Below are 16,115 nucleotides of genomic sequence, written 5' to 3' on the forward strand. Positions count from 1 at the left end.
GGCTCCCTCTAGACCTCGTAGGGCTGGACGACGACGAAGTTGCCGGGTGCGGCCCGGAACTGCAGGTTCACGCCTTCGCCGGTGTGGCCCGGATAGGCGTTGCGGCGCATGCTCACCTGGCTGGAGACAATCACCTGGGCGGCGGCGGACCAGGCGACGACGGCGTTGGAGTCGACGAAGGTGGTCGGTGTCACGGGCAGCACGACAGGCGTGCCGTGCGTCTTGACGACGATCGTGCCGGTCCCCTGGAACTGCATGGTGAACAGGGCGCCGCCCGGGATGCCGTGCCCCTCGATGCGGCGGACCTCGTACTGGAGGCTCTCGTCGAAGGCGAGGACGTTCTCCGCGGAGACGCAGATCGCGTCGCCCTGCAGTTCGACCGGGTGCAGGTGTGCGGAGTTCTCCGCGAAGAAGACCTGGCCCTGCCCGGTGCAGCGCATCAGCTGCATCTCCTGGCCGGTGGCGTTGCCCACGATGCGGCCGGCGAATCCGGCGCCCTTGTAGCTGAAGTCGACCTTGCCCTGGTAGAGCACCATGCTGCCCTGCCGGGCCAGCACGGGCCGGCCGTCCGTGCCGAGGTCGGCGCGGATGAGCTTGGCGTTCTGCGGCGTCCAGCGCTGTCCGGTGGGCGTCTCCTTGAACCGCTGCAGCGCGGCGGCCACACCGGCGGTCTGCGGGGCCCCGTACGGCGCGGGCTGTCCCGGGGCCTGCCCGTAGGGCTGCTGTCCGTACGGCTGCTGTCCGTAGCCGGGCGGCGGCGTGGGCTGTCCGTAGCCGGGCGGCGGGGGCGCGCTCGGGGCGGGCGCCTGGTGGCCGTACTGCGGCTGCTGACCCGGCTGACCGTAGGGCGGCTGCTGGCCGGGGTGGCCGTAGGGCGCGGGCGGCGGGACGGGCGGCGGGACGGTGCCGCCGGGCGGAGCCATGGGCGCGACGATGGTCGGCGCCGCGTGCAGGGAGGGCGCCGGGGCCGTGGGCGGCGGCGGGGTGATTCCCTGAGGCGGGGGCGGCGGCGGGGTTGCCCCGGGCGGCGGGTAGCCCTGCGCGGCGGGTTGCGGCGCGGGGGCGGGCGGAACGGGCGTCGACGGTCCGGAGGGCACGCCGAACGCCGGCGGCGCGGAGGCCTGTACGGGCGGGGCGAAGCCCGGGGCGCCACCGGCCTGGGGCTGCGGAGCCGGTGCCGGGTCCGGGGCCTCCTCCTCCAGGACCTCGCCGCCGAAGTTCCTCAGCAGGGCTTCGAGACCGCCGTCGAACCCCTGGCCGACCGCGGCGAACCGCCACACGTCCTTGAGGTAGACGTCGCCGAGCATCACCGCGCGTTCGGTGGAGAACTCCGAGCCGTCGAACGCGTACCGGGCCACTTCCTCGCCGCCCGCCACGATGCGCAGGTACCCGGGGGCGATCTGGGACATCTGCCCGGCGCCGTCGATGGTCGCCGTGAACGACAGCCTGCGGACGTGCGGTGGGATCCGGTCGAGCGTGACCCGGAAGGATTCCGTGTCGCCGGCCTGCGCGCCCAGCAGCTGGACGGCCTCCTCGGGGGACTTCGGCTGGTTGAAGAAGACGAAGTACCGGTCGTCGGAGAGCCGTTCGTCGGCGTCGAGGCCGAAGCAGCTGATGTCGAAGGTCAGACCCGGGGCGGAGATCTGCACGCCGACGTACAGATCCGTGCCCGCGGTCAGGTCACTGATCCTGGCCTTGTGGCCGCGTTGGAATTCCCTGGGCATGCGTGAGGACCGTCCCCCATCCCGATGTGCGAGTGCGTCGCGCCAGGCTAACGGCAAACTCCGGCGCGGGGCCGAGTCGGTACAGACCCGGTACACAATCCCTGCCGTACGGTGCCGTACGTCCTTCGAGTCTCCCGCGGCCGCGGGGCCGGGCCGGCGGTCACTCGCCGCGAGCGCCCGGCTGGTGCGGCAGGCGGCTCGCCGCGGCCACCCCTTCGAGGTAGCCGCGGGCCCGCTCGGTCCGCGGGTACGTCTCCAGCAGCCGCCAGAAGCCGGGGCCGTGGCCGGGGACGAGCAGGTGGGCGAGTTCGTGCAGGAGTACGTAGTCGACGACGTACTCGGGCATGCCCTTCAGGCGGTGCGAGAGCCGGATGCTGCCCTCCGCCGGGGTGCACGAGCCCCAGCGGGTGTTCTGGTTGGTGACCCAGCGCACCGACGCCGGGCGGGCACGGCCGTCGAGGTACTGGGCCGACAGCCGCCCGGCGCGCTCGGCCAGTTCGCCGTCGCCGAGCGCCCGTCGGCTCTCCTGGGCGGCCAGCTTGTCGAGCATGACGGTCACCCAGCGCCGCTCCTCCGCCTCGGACATCCGGGCGGGGATGAGCACGATGGTGCGGTCCCCCTCGCGGTAGGCGGAGACCGTCCTGCGGCGGCGGTCGCTCCTGCGCACTTCGATCGCGCTCGCCGCCGGGCCGCTCGGCGGCGGGCTCGTCTTGCTGCGCTGTGGCATTCCGGCACGGTGCAGTGGGTCGGCGGACACGCCCCGACGTTACCGGGTGCACGCGGGGGAAGTCCCGGGTCCGGGACGGTTCCGCACCGATCCCCCACCGACCGTCTGATTCGTACGACGAACACCCACCGCCTGTGGACAACTTTCCGCACCGATCCGCCGGTGCGGGCATGCTGGCTGTCGTCGGCGGGGCGACGACCTGCCCCGCCGGCCCGTGGCGCCCTCCGCGCCACTGCCTTTCCTTCCGCATGCGGACTACGGGGGTTCCTGTGCATCCGATGGTGAAGCCCGCGCTCCGGCGCGGCTGGCGGGACCTGAACACCGTGCAGTTCGGGATGACTCCGGCGCACGCGCTGACGCTCGGCCCCGTCGACACCGCGACGGGCAGTTTCCTGGAGCTGCTCAACGGCACCCGCGGTCTGCCACTGCTCCGGGAGGAGGGACACCGCATGGACCTCCCGGAGGGCCATGCGGACCGCCTCGTGGAGCGACTGGCCGGAGCCGGCCTGCTCGACGACGCGCGGGGCGGCGGCACTGCGGCCGCCGCGCTGCGGGAGAAGAAGGAGGTCATGGACCGGCTGCGGCCCGATCTCGCCTCGCTCTCCCTGGTGGCGCGCGAACCGGGCGAGGCGATCGACCGTCTGGCCGCCCGGCGCGCGCTTCGGGTGCAGGTCCGCGGCGCGGGCCGGGTCGGGGCGGTGCTGGCCGCCCTGCTGTCCGGGGCGGGGGTCGGCGAGGTCGACGTGCGCGACGGGGGCCTCGTCGAAGCGTGGGACGTCGCCCCGGGCGGGCTGCCGGCCGAGGCCGTCGGCGAGCGCCGGGACGAGGCGGCGCGACGGGTCGTGCGCCGGGCGGCGCCGGACCGGCCGGCGCGCCGCGGCCGGCGGGGGCCGTACGAGGAGGACGAGCCCGGGCACTCCCTGGTGGTCCTCGCCCCGCGCGACGACGTCGGCGTGCACGCGCCCGATCCGTCCGCGGCGGCTTCCCTGATCGCGTCGGGAACACCGCATCTGTACGCCGGCGTGGTCGAGGCCACGGGCGTGGTGGGCCCGCTGGTCGTGCCCGGCCGCACGGGCTGCGCCGAATGTCTGCACCGGGGCCGCACGGACCGTGACGAGACCTGGCCGCGACTGGTCGCGCAGTGGCGGTCCGGACGGCCGCGCCACGTGCGCCCCTGTGATCTGGCCCTCGCCACGACCGTCGCGGGGCTGGCGGCGGCACACGCGCTCGCCTTCCTGGACGGGGAGGCGCCCTCCAGCGCGGGCGCCCGCTGGGAGGTGTCCGCACCAGGGCTGAACTGGCACGGCCGGCCGGTGTGGCCGCATCCGGACTGTCCGTGCGCGGCGGCGCGGCGGGCCGTGGCGGAAGACACCTCAAAAGAGGGCGAGTCACGCGAGACAATGTCTGGGCAACGGCCGTCATCGACGCCATGCCGTCAGGCAGACGCGGCGCGGCTTGCTGGGACTTGGAGGGCGCATGTCTGATCTTCCCCGGAAGGCGGTCACCCGGACCGCCAAGCTCGCCGCGCTCCCGCTCGGTTTCGCCGGGAGAGCGACCTGGGGACTCGGCAAGAGGATCGTCGGCGAGTCCGCGGAGCTCGTCGGCCGGGAACTGCAGCAACGCACCGCCGAGCAGTTGTTCAAGGTGCTCGGCGAGCTCAAGGGCGGGGCGATGAAGTTCGGGCAGGCCCTGTCCGTCTTCGAGTCCGCGCTGCCCGAGGAGGTCGCCGGCCCCTACCGGGCGGCGCTGACCAAGCTCCAGGAAGCCGCGCCTCCGATGCCGACGCGCACCGTGCACGCGGTGCTGGAGGAGCGGCTCGGCGAGGACTGGCGCGAGCTGTTCGAGGAGTTCGAGGACAAGCCGTCCGCGGCGGCCTCGATCGGGCAGGTGCACCGAGCCGTGTGGCACGACGGCCGCGAGGTGGCGGTCAAGGTGCAGTACCCCGGGGCCGGGGACGCCCTGCTGTCGGACCTCGGGCAGCTCAGCCGATTCGCCCGTCTCCTGGGACCGCTGATCCCCGGCATGGACCTCAAGCCCCTGATCACCGAGCTCCGGGACCGGGTCTCGGAGGAACTGGACTACGGCCTGGAGGCCGAGGCCCAGCAGGCGCACGCGGAGGAGTTCGCGGACGATCCGGACGTCGTCGTCCCCGCGGTGGTCCACCAGTGCGACCAGGTCCTGGTCACCGAGTGGATGGACGGTGTCCCGCTGTCGGAGGTGATCGCGGACGGCACACAGGCGCAGCGCGACCGCGCCGGCCAGCTCCTCGCCCGTTTCCTCTTCTCCGGTCCGGCCCGCACCGGCCTGCTGCACGCGGATCCCCACCCGGGCAACTTCCGCCTGCTTCCCGGCGGCCCGGGCGGCGAGGAGGACTGGCGCCTGGGCGTGCTGGACTTCGGCACCGTCGACCGGCTGCCCGGCGGCCTGCCGGAGCCGATCGGCGAATCCCTGCGGATGACCCTGGACGGCGAGGCGGACGCGGTCTACGAGATGCTGTGCGCGGAGGGGTTCGTCAAGGAGTCGATCGAGCTGGACCCGGACGCCGTGCTCGACTACCTCCTGCCGATCATCGAGCCGGCCCAGGTGGAGGAGTTCACCTTCACCCGTGGCTGGATGCGCAGCCAGGCGGCACGCATCGCCGATCCCCGCTCCCCCGCCTACCAGCTGGGCAAGCGACTCAACCTGCCCCCGTCGTACCTGCTGATACACCGTGTGACCTTGAGCACGATCGGGGTGCTGTGTCAGCTGGGGGCGACGGTGCGGCTGAGGGAGGAGCTGGAGGAGTGGCTGCCCGGCTTCGTGACGGAGGCGGATGACGAGGAGTCCGCGGTCGAGGCGTGAGCGGGGACGGCCGGCGAGGTCACCACCAGGCCGAGTCGAGCCGGCTCTCGATCGAGCGGAGGTTCTCGCGGCAGCAGGCGTCGCAGAAGTAGCGGCGGACGCCGTTCTCCACGGAGCAGGTCCAGGTGGGCGGCGGGCCGTCGCCCGGGGCGCCGCAACGCGCGCACGCCAGGGGCGGGGGCTTCGTGCAGGGGCCGCCGTGGTCGGGGTCTCCGGGAAGACTCGTCACCCCGTGACGATACCGCCGCGCGGCGCGGACCGGCGGGTGCGACGCCCCGCGGGGCCGGTCCGTCTCGACGGACCGGCCCCGCGGGGGAGCTCGCCTTGAGGGCGGGAGGCCACCGCTTCGCGCCATGGGCGGTGGCGGTGGGGGGCGGTCAGTGCATGACCGCCATGGCGAGCGCACGACGGGCGCGGCGCGAGGCCCGCTCGGCGCGGCGCTGCATCCGGCGGGCGGTCGCCAGGCGCACGGCATGGCGTTCCACGTCCGCCTCCCGCAGTCGGTCGTGCATATGCGCACGAGCCATGGCTTCAGGGATGAGTTGCATCTCTCGGGTCCTGTTCTGACGCGAGGCGTTCGCGCCGGTGGTGGTGACGTGTTCGGTCGCGGAGCCTGCGGGCTCGCTGGTGGACGGCTTCATCGGGGCCTGCTTCTGGGGGTCTCGCGTGAGGGGGCGGTCGATCGTTCCTGCGGTGTTCATGCTGTGACCGGGTTCTTGCGCGGGCGGCCGCGGGGCCGCTTGCGGGCGACGACCACACCCTGGACGAACAGCTCGCCACCCCAGACGCCCCAGGGCTCACGCCGCTCCTTGGCGCCGGCGAGGCAGGCCTCGATCAGCGGGCAGGTGCGGCACAGGGACTTGGCGTACTCCACGTCCGCCGGCGACTCGGCGAAGAAGACCTCCGGGTCGTAGGAGCGGCAGGGGACGGGCACGCCGAGGTTCTCGATGGCGTCGTCGAGCGCGGTGAGCGCGGTGAGCGGGATCAAGGCGGGGTCCTCCGTGAGACCGGGCTTGGGGATCGTGTCGGAAGGCGGTACGGACGGGGCGTGCGCTTCGAGTTGCACGGATCGTCTTCCTCGTCTGGTCGGTCCGGCCGGTGGGCCGGGGGTCGGCTGGGTACCGGGTTCTTTTCTTGTCCCGAGGCCCCTTCGTTCCGCCGTCCCCGATTCGGGGAAAACAGAAGGGCCGCGGATCCCGGATGGGGTTCCGCGGCCCTGAAGGCGCCGGCCTGATCGGCGATCAGGCTGGATCACTCCAGGGTTCTGGCCCACGGAAGGCCCACATCAGGTGGTGCTGCGTCGTCTGCTTCCGGTCACCGGCACCGGCCGCCGCAAAGGCATAGGCATGCGCCTGTGCCGCTACTGCTTCCAGTGCCTTGGTCGGTCGCTCATTGCGCTCACGGACGGGAAGGCCCGCGAGGGACACGGAGGACTCCGGACGCACGGCGCGAATGCCGGACAGACCGGTGCCCTGGTCCGAGACGCCGAGCATGCACAGGGAGACGACCGAGCGATCGGTCATTTTCGCGGTGGTGAAGAAGCTGCTCTCGATGCTGATCACTGGGCTCGCCTCCTCTCGGCGTCTGGGGGACTGGGGGTGAGCCAGTCCGATCGGATGTGTAAGTACAGCACGGAATCAGGACCTCAGGAAGGTCGCCGTTCCCGTGAGCAAGAACCTATGGGGATTCGCGGGGCATGCGCAAACTATTTTTTCGACGAGTTGGCGTCAGTCCCCGGCGTCCGCGGCGGCGGGCTCCCGGCCTGCGCAGATGGCGAGAACGTCGGCGCCGTGGCGACGCAGCTTGCGCATGTTGACTCCCGGGATGCGGGCCAGTTCCCGCTCGTCGTCCGGGGCGGCCTCGGCGATGGCCATCAGGGTCCTGTCGGTGAAGACGCAGAAGGCGGGCTGCCCGCTGCGGCGCGCCTGCTCCTCCCGCCACTCGCGCAGCCGCCGGTAGAGACCCTCGTCCATGTCGGAGGGACAGTCGTCGCAGCGCATCAGTTTCATCTCACCGGCGTCGCTGAGCGTGCGGCCGCAGACCCTGCACCGGGCCGGGGTGCGCTGGGCGCGCCGCGGGACGGCCGTCAGGGGCCTCGACGCCCCGGCCCCGGCGGAGGTGCCGTACCCGCGCTCGACGCCTCCGGAGGCGGCCGCCGCGCCGGGGCGCGCCTTGGCGGCCGACCCCGGACGCAGCCCGTCGAGGAACCGGCTGGGGCGGCGGTTCGGGCGGCCGCCGGGCGAGCGGGACAGCGACCAGGAGACGTGCAGCAATTCGCGGGCGCGGGTGACGCCGACGTACAGCAGGCGGCGCTCCTCCTCGATCTGCTCGTCGGTCCTGGCGTAGGCGATCGGCATCATGCCCTCGGCCACGCCGACCAGGAAGACGACGTCCCATTCCAGGCCCTTGGCCGAGTGCAGCGAGGCGAGGGTGACGCCCTGGACCGTGGGGGCGTGCTGGGCGTTCGCGCGCTCGTCGAGTTCGGCCACGAGGTCGGCGAGGGTGGCGCCGGGCCGGGCGGCCACGAAGTCCTGTGCGAGGTTCACCAGGGCGGCCAGCGACTCCCAGCGCTCCCTGACGGCGCCGGAGCCGGCCGGGGGCTGCGGGGTCCAGCCCTCGCCGGAGAGCACGGCACGCACCTGCGAGGGCAGGTCGACGGCGTCGGCGAGAAGGGAGTCGTTGCCGCCGAAGCGGGCGGCGCCGCGCAGGGCGACCCCCGCCCTGCGCACCTCGGGCCGGTCGAAGAACCGCTCGGCGCCCCGCAGCTGATAGGGCACGCCGAGGTCCGCGAGGGCCTGCTCGTAGGTCTCGGACTGGGCGTTGGTGCGGAACAGGATCGCGATCTCGCTCGCGGGGACACCGGAGTGGAGCAGGTCGGCGATGCGGCGGGCCGCGCCCTCGGCCTCGGTGGGTTCGTCGGTGTACTCGGTGTAGTCGGGCTCCGGGCCGGCGGGACGCTGGGAGACCAGTTCCAGCCGGTGGTCGGCGGCGCGGCCCCGGGCCTGGGCGAGCAGCCCGTTGGCGAGGTGGACGACCTGGGGGGTGGAGCGGTAGTCGCGCACCAGCTTGACGACGGTGGCGCCGGGGTGGCGGGCGCGGAAGTCGAGCAGGTGGTCGGGGGTTGCTCCTGTGAACGAGTAGATCGTCTGGCTGGCGTCACCGACGACGCACAGGTCGTCCCGGTCGCCGAGCCAGAGTTCCAGCAGGCGCTGCTGCAGCGGGCTGACGTCCTGGTACTCGTCCACCACGAAGTGCTGGTACTGGGCGCGGACCTGTTCGGCGATGTCGCGCCGGTCCTGCAGGACGGCGACGGTCAGCAGCAGCACGTCCTCGAAGTCGATGACCGAGCGGTCCCGTTTGAGGTCCTCGTAGACGGAGTAGAGCTGGGCGACCTCGGCCGGGTCGCGGGGGGCCTCACGGCCGGACTTCGCGGCTGCGAGGGCGTAGTCGGCCGGTACGGTCTGGGTGACCTTGGCCCATTCGATCTCCGCGGTGACGTCCCGCAGCTCTCCCCGGTCCAGCCGGATGCGGCAGGCGGCGGCCGCGTCCGCGACGAGCTGGACCTTGCGGTCGACCAGCCGGGGCATGCCGCCACCGACCGCTTTCGGCCAGAAGTACTGCAGCTGGCGCAGGGCGGCCGAGTGGAAGGTGCGGGCCTGCACGCCGTGCGCGCCGAGCTGTCGCAGCCGGCCGCGCATCTCCCCGGCGGCGCGGTTGGTGAAGGTGACGGCGAGCACGCTGGACGGCTGGAGGATCCCGGCGCGCACCCCGTACGCGATGCGGTGGGTGATCGCGCGGGTCTTGCCCGTGCCGGCTCCCGCCAGCACGCACACCGGACCGTGCAGCGCGGTGGCCACCTCGCGCTGCTCCGGGTCGAGCCCGTCGAGCACCGCGTCGGCCGAGTCCGGAACCTGCGGGAAGAGGGTGGAGTGCGTTGCTGCTGTCACATGGCCATGCTGCCAGGTCGCGAGAGACGGCCGAGCCGGTTGTCCACAGGCGGGCCCCTGCGGTCGTACTGATGCGACAGGAGTCACGTCCGACTGACGCGGCCGGTGCCGGGAGCGGCGGTCCCGGGCCGTGCGGGCACCCATACCCCCGGTGGGAATGCGGGGCCGGCGGGGTACGTTCTCCCACTGCGACCACCAAGTCCCCGACCCGCCGAAGGAGCGCGAGAGACATGCCGGGCACCGTGACGATGTACAGCACCACGTGGTGCGGCTACTGCCGCCGGCTGAAGAGCCAGATGGACCGCGAAGGCATCGCGTACAACGAGATCAACATCGAGCAGGACCCGGAGTCCGCGGCCTTCGTGGAGAAGGCGAACGGCGGCAACCAGACGGTTCCCACCGTGCTCTTCGCCGACGGGTCGACGCTGACGAACCCGTCGCTGGCGCAGGTCAAGCAGAAGATCGGCGTCTGAGCCGACCAGCCGTCCGACCGCGTCCGGCCGTCCGGACGCGTCCGGCCCCGGGACGCGTTCCCCGGTCAGCCGTCCTCGGTCCGCGCCCGCGGACCGTCCCCGGACCGTTCGAGAAGGCGGCCCCCACGATCGTCGGGGGCCGCCTTCTCGTTCATCGCGCCGACCGTCTCAGACGAAGCCCCGCGTCGGCAGCGGTTCGCCGTACCAGAGCTCGATGAGCCGGGCCGCGATGGAGATGCCGTACGGCGGCAGGACCTCGCCGGACTCGAAGGCCGTCCGCAGTTCCTCTCGGGAGAACCAGCGCGCCTCGTGGATCTCGTCGCCGTCGACGTCGATCTCCGTCGACGTGGCGTGGGCCATGAAGCCCAGCATGAGGCTGGAGGGAAAGGGCCAGGGCTGGCTGGCGACGTACTCGACCGGGCCGACGAAGATGCCGACCTCCTCGTGGACCTCGCGGCGCACCGACTGCTCGATGGACTCGCCGGGCTCGACGAAGCCGGCGAGCGTGGAGAAGCGGCCCTCGGGCCAGTGCACCTGACGGCCGAGGAGGATGCGGTCCCGGTCGTCGGTGACCGCCATGATCACCGCTGGGTCGGTGCGCGGGTAGTGCTCGGCACCGCAGGCCGGGCAGCGGCGGATGTGACCGGCGGCGGCGATCACGGTGCGCTCGCCGCAGCGGGAGCAGAAGCGGTGCAGGCGCTGCCAGTTCTCCAGCGCCACCGCGTGCACCATCAGGCCGGCGTCGCGGGGCGACAGCAGCAGGCCGGCCTCGCGCAGGCCCGCCGGGCGGGCGGACTGGTCCATGCGGCCGGGCAGTGAGTCCTTCTGCAGCGCGAAGAAGCTCACGCCGTCCTCGTCGGTGCCGAGGAAGTAGCGGTGCGCCTCGGTGAGCGGGGCCTCGAAGGACGGGGTCATGACGAGTTCGGTGCGGCCGTCGGGCGTCTCGTCGATGAGTACCTGGCCGCCGGAGACCACGAAGCAGCGGGTCGTGGGGTGGCTCCAGGCCGCGGCGAGCCAGGCCTCGTCGAGCCGGTGGTGGGCGGCCCGGTCGATGCCGCTGGCGGCGGTGAGCGAGATGGGTCGGTCGGCGGTTCGGTCGGTCCAGGTGGTCACGGGTGCTTCCAACTCCCCCGGTGCAACGGATGGTTTCGGCGGCGGTTCAGCGGGACGTAGGGCGGGAGGCGGTCGGGTTCGGCGGGGCGCGACGGCGCGGCGGCTCCTTCAGTGTGCTCCGCGCGGGACGGCGCCCCGGACGACGGCCGCCCGTCAGGGCGCCTCGCGCCAGTGCTCGGCGAGGTCGCCCCACAGGTACGCGCTGGTCTCGACCCCCTTGAGCAGGAGGTCGAGCTCGACCTTCTCGTTAGGCGCGTGCCAGCCGTCGGACGGGACGGAGATGCCCAGGAAGAGAACGGGAGCGCCGAGGACCTCCTGGAGGTCGGCGGCCGGTCCGGAGCCGCCCTCGCGGGTGAAGCGGACGGGTTTGCCGAAGGCCCGGCCCATCGCGCGGACCACGGACTGCAGGGCCGGGTGGTCCAGCGGGGTCAGGCACGGTCGGGTGGCCGAGCCGAACACCGTGTCGTGCCGGATCCCTTCGGGCACGTGTTCGTCCACCCAGGCGCGGACGGCCTTCTCGATGTGGGCGGGGTCCTGGCCGGCGACCAGGCGGAAGGACAGCTTCACCATCGCCGTGGACGGGATGATCGTCTTGCTGCCGGGGCCCTGGTAGCCGCCGCCCATGCCGTTGACCTCTGCGGTGGGGCGGGCCCAGATGCGCTCCAGGGTGGTGTGCCCGGCCTCGCCGTGGGTGGCGTAGGACTTGGCGGTGCGCAGCCACTGCCGCTCGTCGAAGGGGAGCTCCGCGAAGAGCTCGCGCTCGCGGTCGGTGAGCTCCACGATGCCGTCGTAGAAGCCGGGGACCGCCACCCGGGCGTGCTCGTCGTGCAGGGCGGCGACCAGGCGGGCGGCGACGGTCGCCGGGTTCGGCACGGCACCGCCGAAGGAGCCGGAGTGGATGTCCTGGTCGGGCCCGGACAGCCGGATCTCGCACTCGGCGAGGCCGCGCATGCCGGTGCAGACCGTGGGGGTGTCCTCGGACCACATGCCGGTGTCGGAGACGATCACGGCGTCGGCGGCGAGCCGGTCCGCGTGGCTCTCCACCAGTGCCCGGAAGTGCGGGGAGCCGGACTCCTCCTCGCCCTCGATCAGCAGCTTGAGGTGGACGGCCGGGGCGGTGCGTCCGGTGGCGGCGAGGTGGGCGCGGACGCCGAGTGTGTGGAAGAACACCTGGCCCTTGTCGTCCGCGGCGCCGCGCGCGTAGAGGCGGCCCTCGCGGACGACGGGCTCGAAGGGCTCGCTGTCCCAGCCGTCCTCGCGGGTGGCGGGCTGCACGTCGTGGTGGCCGTAGACGAGGACGGTGGGGGCGTCGGGGTCGTCGGAGGGCCACTCGGCGAAGACGGCCGGGGCGCCGGGGGTCGGCCAGACCTCGACGGTGTTGAAACCGGTGTCCGTCAGCTTGGCGGCGAGCCAGTCGGCGCTGCGCCGTACGTCGGGCGCGTGGTCGGGCTGGGCCGACACGGAGGGGATGCGCAGCCACTCGGCGAGGTCGTCGAGGAAGGCGGTGCGGTGCTGCTCGATGTACGTGCGGACGGCGCTGTCCGGGGTCTGGCTCATGCTCCCGAGCCTAGCGGCACTCGGTGCCATCCCGTTCGGGCGGTTCGTCACACTGCTGCTCCGGCCGAGGCTCGTCGAGCAGCAGACGCTCCAGCGCGGCCCGGTCCGGCAGGTCCCGCGGGCGCACGGTCTCGCCGGTGCGCACGTACAGGAACGCGGCCCCGACGCGTTCCAGCGGTACGCCGTGCTGCTCGGCCCAGGCCAGCCGGTAGATCGCGAGCTGGAGCGGGTCGGCGGTGCGTGAGAGGTTCGTCTTCCAGTCCACGATCTCGTACCTCGCCCCGTCGCCGTCGCCCTCCTTGTAGACGGCGTCGATCCGGCCGCGCACGACGCGGCCGGCGACGGCGAGCTGGAACGGGGCCTCGACCCGGTGGGGCGTGCGCCGCGCGTACTCGGTGCGTTCGAAGGCTTCCTTGAGGGCTTCCAGGTCGCGTTCGTCGGCGATCTCGGCGTCGGCGCCGGGCAGCTCGTCGGGCTCCAGCATGGGCAGGGTGAGCTCCTCGAAGCGGCTCTCGACCCAGGCGTGGAAGCGGGTGCCGCGGCGGGCGGCGGGCTGCGGGGGATTCGGCATGGGACGCGCGAGCTCCCGCGCGAAGGCCTCGGGGTCGGCGGCCAGGCGCAGCAGCTGCGACGCGGTCAGGGTCGTCGGCAGGGGTACGTCGGTGACGCTCCGCCGGGCGCGCCGGAGCTCCCCGGCGAGCGCGTCGAGGTCACGGTCCCAGGAGGCGACGGCGCGCGCCTCCTCGGGGGTGAACGGCTCGGGCCCGGGGCCGTCGGGGTGCGGGCGCGCCGCTTCCCGGTCGCCGGGGTCCGGGCCCACGGGCTCCGGGGCGCGGGGGTGGGCGGGCTGCGGGGTGGCGCGCTGATCCGTTCCGGACGCCGGGTGTCGGCCCGGGGCCGTCGCCTGGTGCGGGACCGTGGGACGGTCGCTGCTCCAGGAGTCCCAGTCGCCGGGATCGTCCTCGAAGGGGACGTCCTCCTCGTAGGGCGGCTCGTCGTCCTCCGGGGGCGCCGGCCAGTCCGGGTCGCCGTGCGTCCCGGGGCCGTGGTCGGGGTCCGGGAAGCCGTCCGCGCGCGTGGCGAGGTCGTCCAGGTGGGCCAGGACGGTCGCCGCGGCGGCGCGCCGGCGGGCGAGCGCGGCCTCGTCCAGGGGCAGGGGCCAGACCTGGTCGGCGGCGGAACGGTGCAGGGCCGGGTTCTCCTCGTCCTCACCGGGCGCGTCCGCCCAGGCCTCGATCTCGCCGTGCCCGGCGGCGCAGTGGTCGTGCAGCGCCTGGAGGAAGTCGGACGGGCCGCGGGGCTTCTTCTGGCTCGGGCCCCACCAGTGGCCCGAGCCGAGGAGCAGGGAGCGGGGGCGGGTGAAGGTGACGTAGCCGAGGCGGAGCTCCTCGGTGTGCTGGTGCTCCTTCATGGCCTCGTGGAAGGCCTTCATGCCCCGCGCGTCCCAGGCACCGACGTCGGGGAGGGTGTCGGCGTCGCCGCGCAGCCCGTGCGGGAGCACCTTGGCCTGGGCGGTCCACTTCTCGCGGCCCTGGGCGCTGGGGAAGGTACCGGTGACCAGGCCGGGGACGGCGACGACGTCCCACTCCAGGCCCTTGGACTTGTGCGCGGTGAGCACCTTGACGGTGTTCTCGCCCCCGGGCAGCGCGTTGTCGAGGCCCTTCTCGTACTGGGCCGCGGTGCGCAGGAAGCCGAGGAACGCCAGCAGGGACGCCTCCCGCTCGTTGGCGGCGAAGGAGGCGGCGACGTCCAGGAAGTTCGACAGGGTCTCGCGGCGGCGGGCGGCCAGCGCGTGCGGGGAGGCCGACAGCTCCACCTCCAGGCCGGTCACGGCCAGGACCCGGTGCAGGACGTCCATCAGCGGGTCGGACAGCGAGCGGCGCAGATCGCGCAGTTCGGCCGCGAGCCGGGCGAAGCGCACGCGCGCCTCCGGCGAGAACGGCAGCCCGTCACCGTCCGGCCGGCCGTCCAGGGAGGTGTCGAGGAAGGTGTCGAGGGCGTCGGCGAGCGAGATCACCTCGGCGGGGTCGACGCCCTCGACGGCCTCGGCGAGCCTGCGGTCCGGGTCGTCGCCGGGCACGCCGGCGTGCGCCACGAGCGACCTGGCCCGCCGGCCCAGGAGCGCGAGGTCGCGCGGGCCGATCCGCCAGCGCGGGCCGGTCAGCAGCCGCACCAGGGAGGCGTTGGCGCCAGGGTCCTGGAGTACTTCGCAGACGGCGACGAGGTCGGCCACCTCCGGCAGGTGCAGCAGCCCGGACAGGCCGACCACCTCCACCGGAACGTCGCGGGCGACCAGGGCCGCCTGGATCTCGGCGAAGTCGGTCGCCGTACGGCACAGGACGGCGATCTCGCCGGGCGCCTTTCCGGTCCGCACCAGGTGGGAGATCGACTCGGCTAGCCATTCGAGCTCCTCGGCGTGGGTGGGCAGCAGGGCGCAGCGCACCAGGCCGTCGCGTTCCGCCCCGGGGGCGGGGCGGAGGGCCGCCACGCCCGCGTGCATGGCGCGCAGGGGCGCGGCGAGGGAGTTGGCGAGGTCGAGGAGGCGGCCTCCGCTGCGCCGGTTCTCGCTGAGCGCCTGACGGGTCGCCGGGCGGCCGTCGGCGTGCGCGAAGTGGTCGGGGAAGTCGTCGAGGTTGGCGACGGAGGCACCGCGCCAGCCGTAGATCGCCTGGCAGGGGTCGCCGACGGCGGTGACCGGGTGGCCCGTGCCGCCGCCGAAGAGGCCGGCCAGCAGGATGCGCTGGGCGACGGAGGTGTCCTGGTACTCGTCGAGGAGGACGACCCGGAACTGGTCGCGCAGGACGCGGCCCACCTCGGGCAGCCGGCCGAGCTGTGCGGCCAGGGCGATCTGGTCGCCGAAGTCGAGCAGGTCCCGCTCCCGTTTGGCGGTCCGGTAGCGCAGCACCAGCTCGGCCAGTTCCCGGCGGGCGGCGGCCGTCTCGGGGACCTTGCGCAGGTCGGCGTTGGACAGCTTGGCGTCCGCCAGGGTGCTCAGCAGCCCGGCGTCCCAGGCGCGCAGGTCCTCGGGGCGTACGAGGTGTTCGGCGAGCTCGGCGTCGAGGGCGAGGAGGTCGCCGACCAGGTCCGGGAAGGAGCGGGTCAGCGCGGGGTACGGGCCGGGGGCCTCGCGGAGCACGCGCGCCGCGAGCTGGTAGCGGGTGGCGTCGGCGAGGAGGCGGGTGGTCGGTTCGAGTCCGATGCGCAGGCCGTGGTCGGTCAGCAGCCGGCCGGCGAAGGCGTGGTAGGTGGAGATCGCCGGCTCGCCCGGGGGGTCGTCCGGGTCCGGCCGGAGGGGATCGGCGCGAAGCGCCGACGCGGGGGGCTGGTGGCCGGGTGCCGGGATGGGGTCGGGATCGGTGACGCCGGCCCTGATCAGCGCCTTGCGGACGCGCTCGGCGAGCTCGGCGGCGGCCTTGTTGGTGAAGGTGAGTCCGAGGACCTGTTCGGGGGCGACCTGGCCGGTGCCCACCAGCCAGACCACACGGGCCGCCATCACGGTCGTCTTGCCTGACCCGGCGCCGGCCACGATCACCTGCGGGGCGGGCGGCGCGGTGATGCAGGCCGTCTGCTCCGGGGTGAACGGGATCCCCAGGAGCTCCTTGAGCTGCTCGGGGTCGGTGATACGGGCGGGCACGTCGAAGAGGTTAACGGCGGGCACCGACAACATGCGGCGGATCGCCCCGCCGACCGGGAGAACCCCCAGGTCAGAGCCTGGGTGCCGTTGGTCACTCAG

The 16,115-nt window shown here is 73.6% G+C and carries 13 protein-coding genes; 3 read left to right on the top strand and 10 right to left on the bottom strand.

Going from position 1 to position 16,115, the window contains the following annotated elements; all coding sequences use genetic code 11:
• Positions 1–8: 8 nt before the first annotated feature.
• Both ACF061_RS06030 and ACF061_RS06035 read right to left on the bottom strand, forming a co-directional pair.
• Complete coding sequence (locus ACF061_RS06030) at positions 9–1,724, bottom strand: TerD family protein (RefSeq protein WP_392265604.1); 1,716 nt, start codon at positions 1,722–1,724, stop codon at positions 9–11.
• 160 nt (positions 1,725–1,884) lie between these two features.
• Positions 1,885–2,481: a M48 family metallopeptidase gene (locus ACF061_RS06035; protein WP_392265605.1), complete on the bottom strand. Its 597-nt coding sequence runs from the start codon at positions 2,479–2,481 to the stop codon at positions 1,885–1,887.
• A gap of 239 nt (positions 2,482–2,720) precedes the next feature.
• Between ACF061_RS06035 and ACF061_RS06040 the strand changes: the two genes are divergently transcribed.
• Complete coding sequence (locus ACF061_RS06040) at positions 2,721–3,935, top strand: TOMM precursor leader peptide-binding protein (protein WP_392265606.1); 1,215 nt, start codon at positions 2,721–2,723, stop codon at positions 3,933–3,935.
• A complete protein-coding gene (locus ACF061_RS06045) occupies positions 3,928–5,292 on the top strand; it encodes an ABC1 kinase family protein (protein ID WP_392265607.1) in 1,365 nt (454 codons plus the stop codon). The genes ACF061_RS06040 and ACF061_RS06045 overlap by 8 nt, the downstream gene beginning before the upstream one ends.
• Positions 5,293–5,311: 19 nt before the next feature.
• Here ACF061_RS06045 and ACF061_RS06050 read toward each other — a convergent pair whose 3' ends face one another.
• From ACF061_RS06050 to ACF061_RS06070, 5 genes are all read right to left on the bottom strand, one after another.
• A complete protein-coding gene (locus ACF061_RS06050) occupies positions 5,312–5,521 on the bottom strand; it encodes a hypothetical protein (protein ID WP_392265608.1) in 210 nt (69 codons plus the stop codon).
• A 148-nt stretch (positions 5,522–5,669) separates the two neighbouring features.
• Positions 5,670–5,993, bottom strand: coding sequence for a hypothetical protein (locus tag ACF061_RS06055; RefSeq protein WP_392265609.1), 324 nt, complete (start codon positions 5,991–5,993; stop codon positions 5,670–5,672).
• The gene (locus tag ACF061_RS06060; protein ID WP_189705287.1) at positions 5,990–6,358 is read right to left on the bottom strand and encodes a WhiB family transcriptional regulator; all 369 of its coding nucleotides are present in this window, start codon (positions 6,356–6,358) and stop codon (positions 5,990–5,992) included. Before ACF061_RS06060 ends, ACF061_RS06055 begins: the two co-directional genes overlap by 4 nt.
• Positions 6,359–6,533: 175 nt before the next feature.
• Positions 6,534–6,854: a hypothetical protein gene (locus ACF061_RS06065; RefSeq protein ID WP_392265610.1), complete on the bottom strand. Its 321-nt coding sequence runs from the start codon at positions 6,852–6,854 to the stop codon at positions 6,534–6,536.
• 165 nt (positions 6,855–7,019) lie between these two features.
• A complete protein-coding gene (locus tag ACF061_RS06070) occupies positions 7,020–9,239 on the bottom strand; it encodes an ATP-dependent DNA helicase UvrD2 (RefSeq protein ID WP_392265611.1) in 2,220 nt (739 codons plus the stop codon).
• A 230-nt stretch (positions 9,240–9,469) separates the two neighbouring features.
• Here ACF061_RS06070 and ACF061_RS06075 point away from each other — a divergent pair, with 230 nt between their 5' ends.
• On the top strand, positions 9,470–9,712 hold the full coding sequence (locus tag ACF061_RS06075; RefSeq protein ID WP_329401603.1) for a mycoredoxin: 243 nt from the start codon (positions 9,470–9,472) through the stop codon (positions 9,710–9,712).
• A gap of 168 nt (positions 9,713–9,880) precedes the next feature.
• Here the strand turns inward: ACF061_RS06075 and nudC are convergent, their stop codons facing one another.
• The 3 genes from nudC to ACF061_RS06090 form a co-directional block, all read right to left on the bottom strand.
• Positions 9,881–10,825: an NAD(+) diphosphatase gene (nudC, locus tag ACF061_RS06080; protein ID WP_392265612.1), complete on the bottom strand. Its 945-nt coding sequence runs from the start codon at positions 10,823–10,825 to the stop codon at positions 9,881–9,883.
• A 153-nt stretch (positions 10,826–10,978) separates the two neighbouring features.
• Entirely contained in the window at positions 10,979–12,382 is a 1,404-nt protein-coding gene (locus ACF061_RS06085) for a dipeptidase (protein ID WP_392265613.1), read from the bottom strand.
• A 10-nt stretch (positions 12,383–12,392) separates the two neighbouring features.
• Positions 12,393–16,016, bottom strand: coding sequence for a UvrD-helicase domain-containing protein (locus tag ACF061_RS06090; RefSeq protein WP_392265614.1), 3,624 nt, complete (start codon positions 16,014–16,016; stop codon positions 12,393–12,395).
• Positions 16,017–16,115: the final 99 nt, after the last annotated feature.

Source organism: Streptomyces sp. NPDC015220, from assembly GCF_043079345.1.
Classification (GTDB): Bacteria; Actinomycetota; Actinomycetes; order Streptomycetales; family Streptomycetaceae; genus Streptomyces.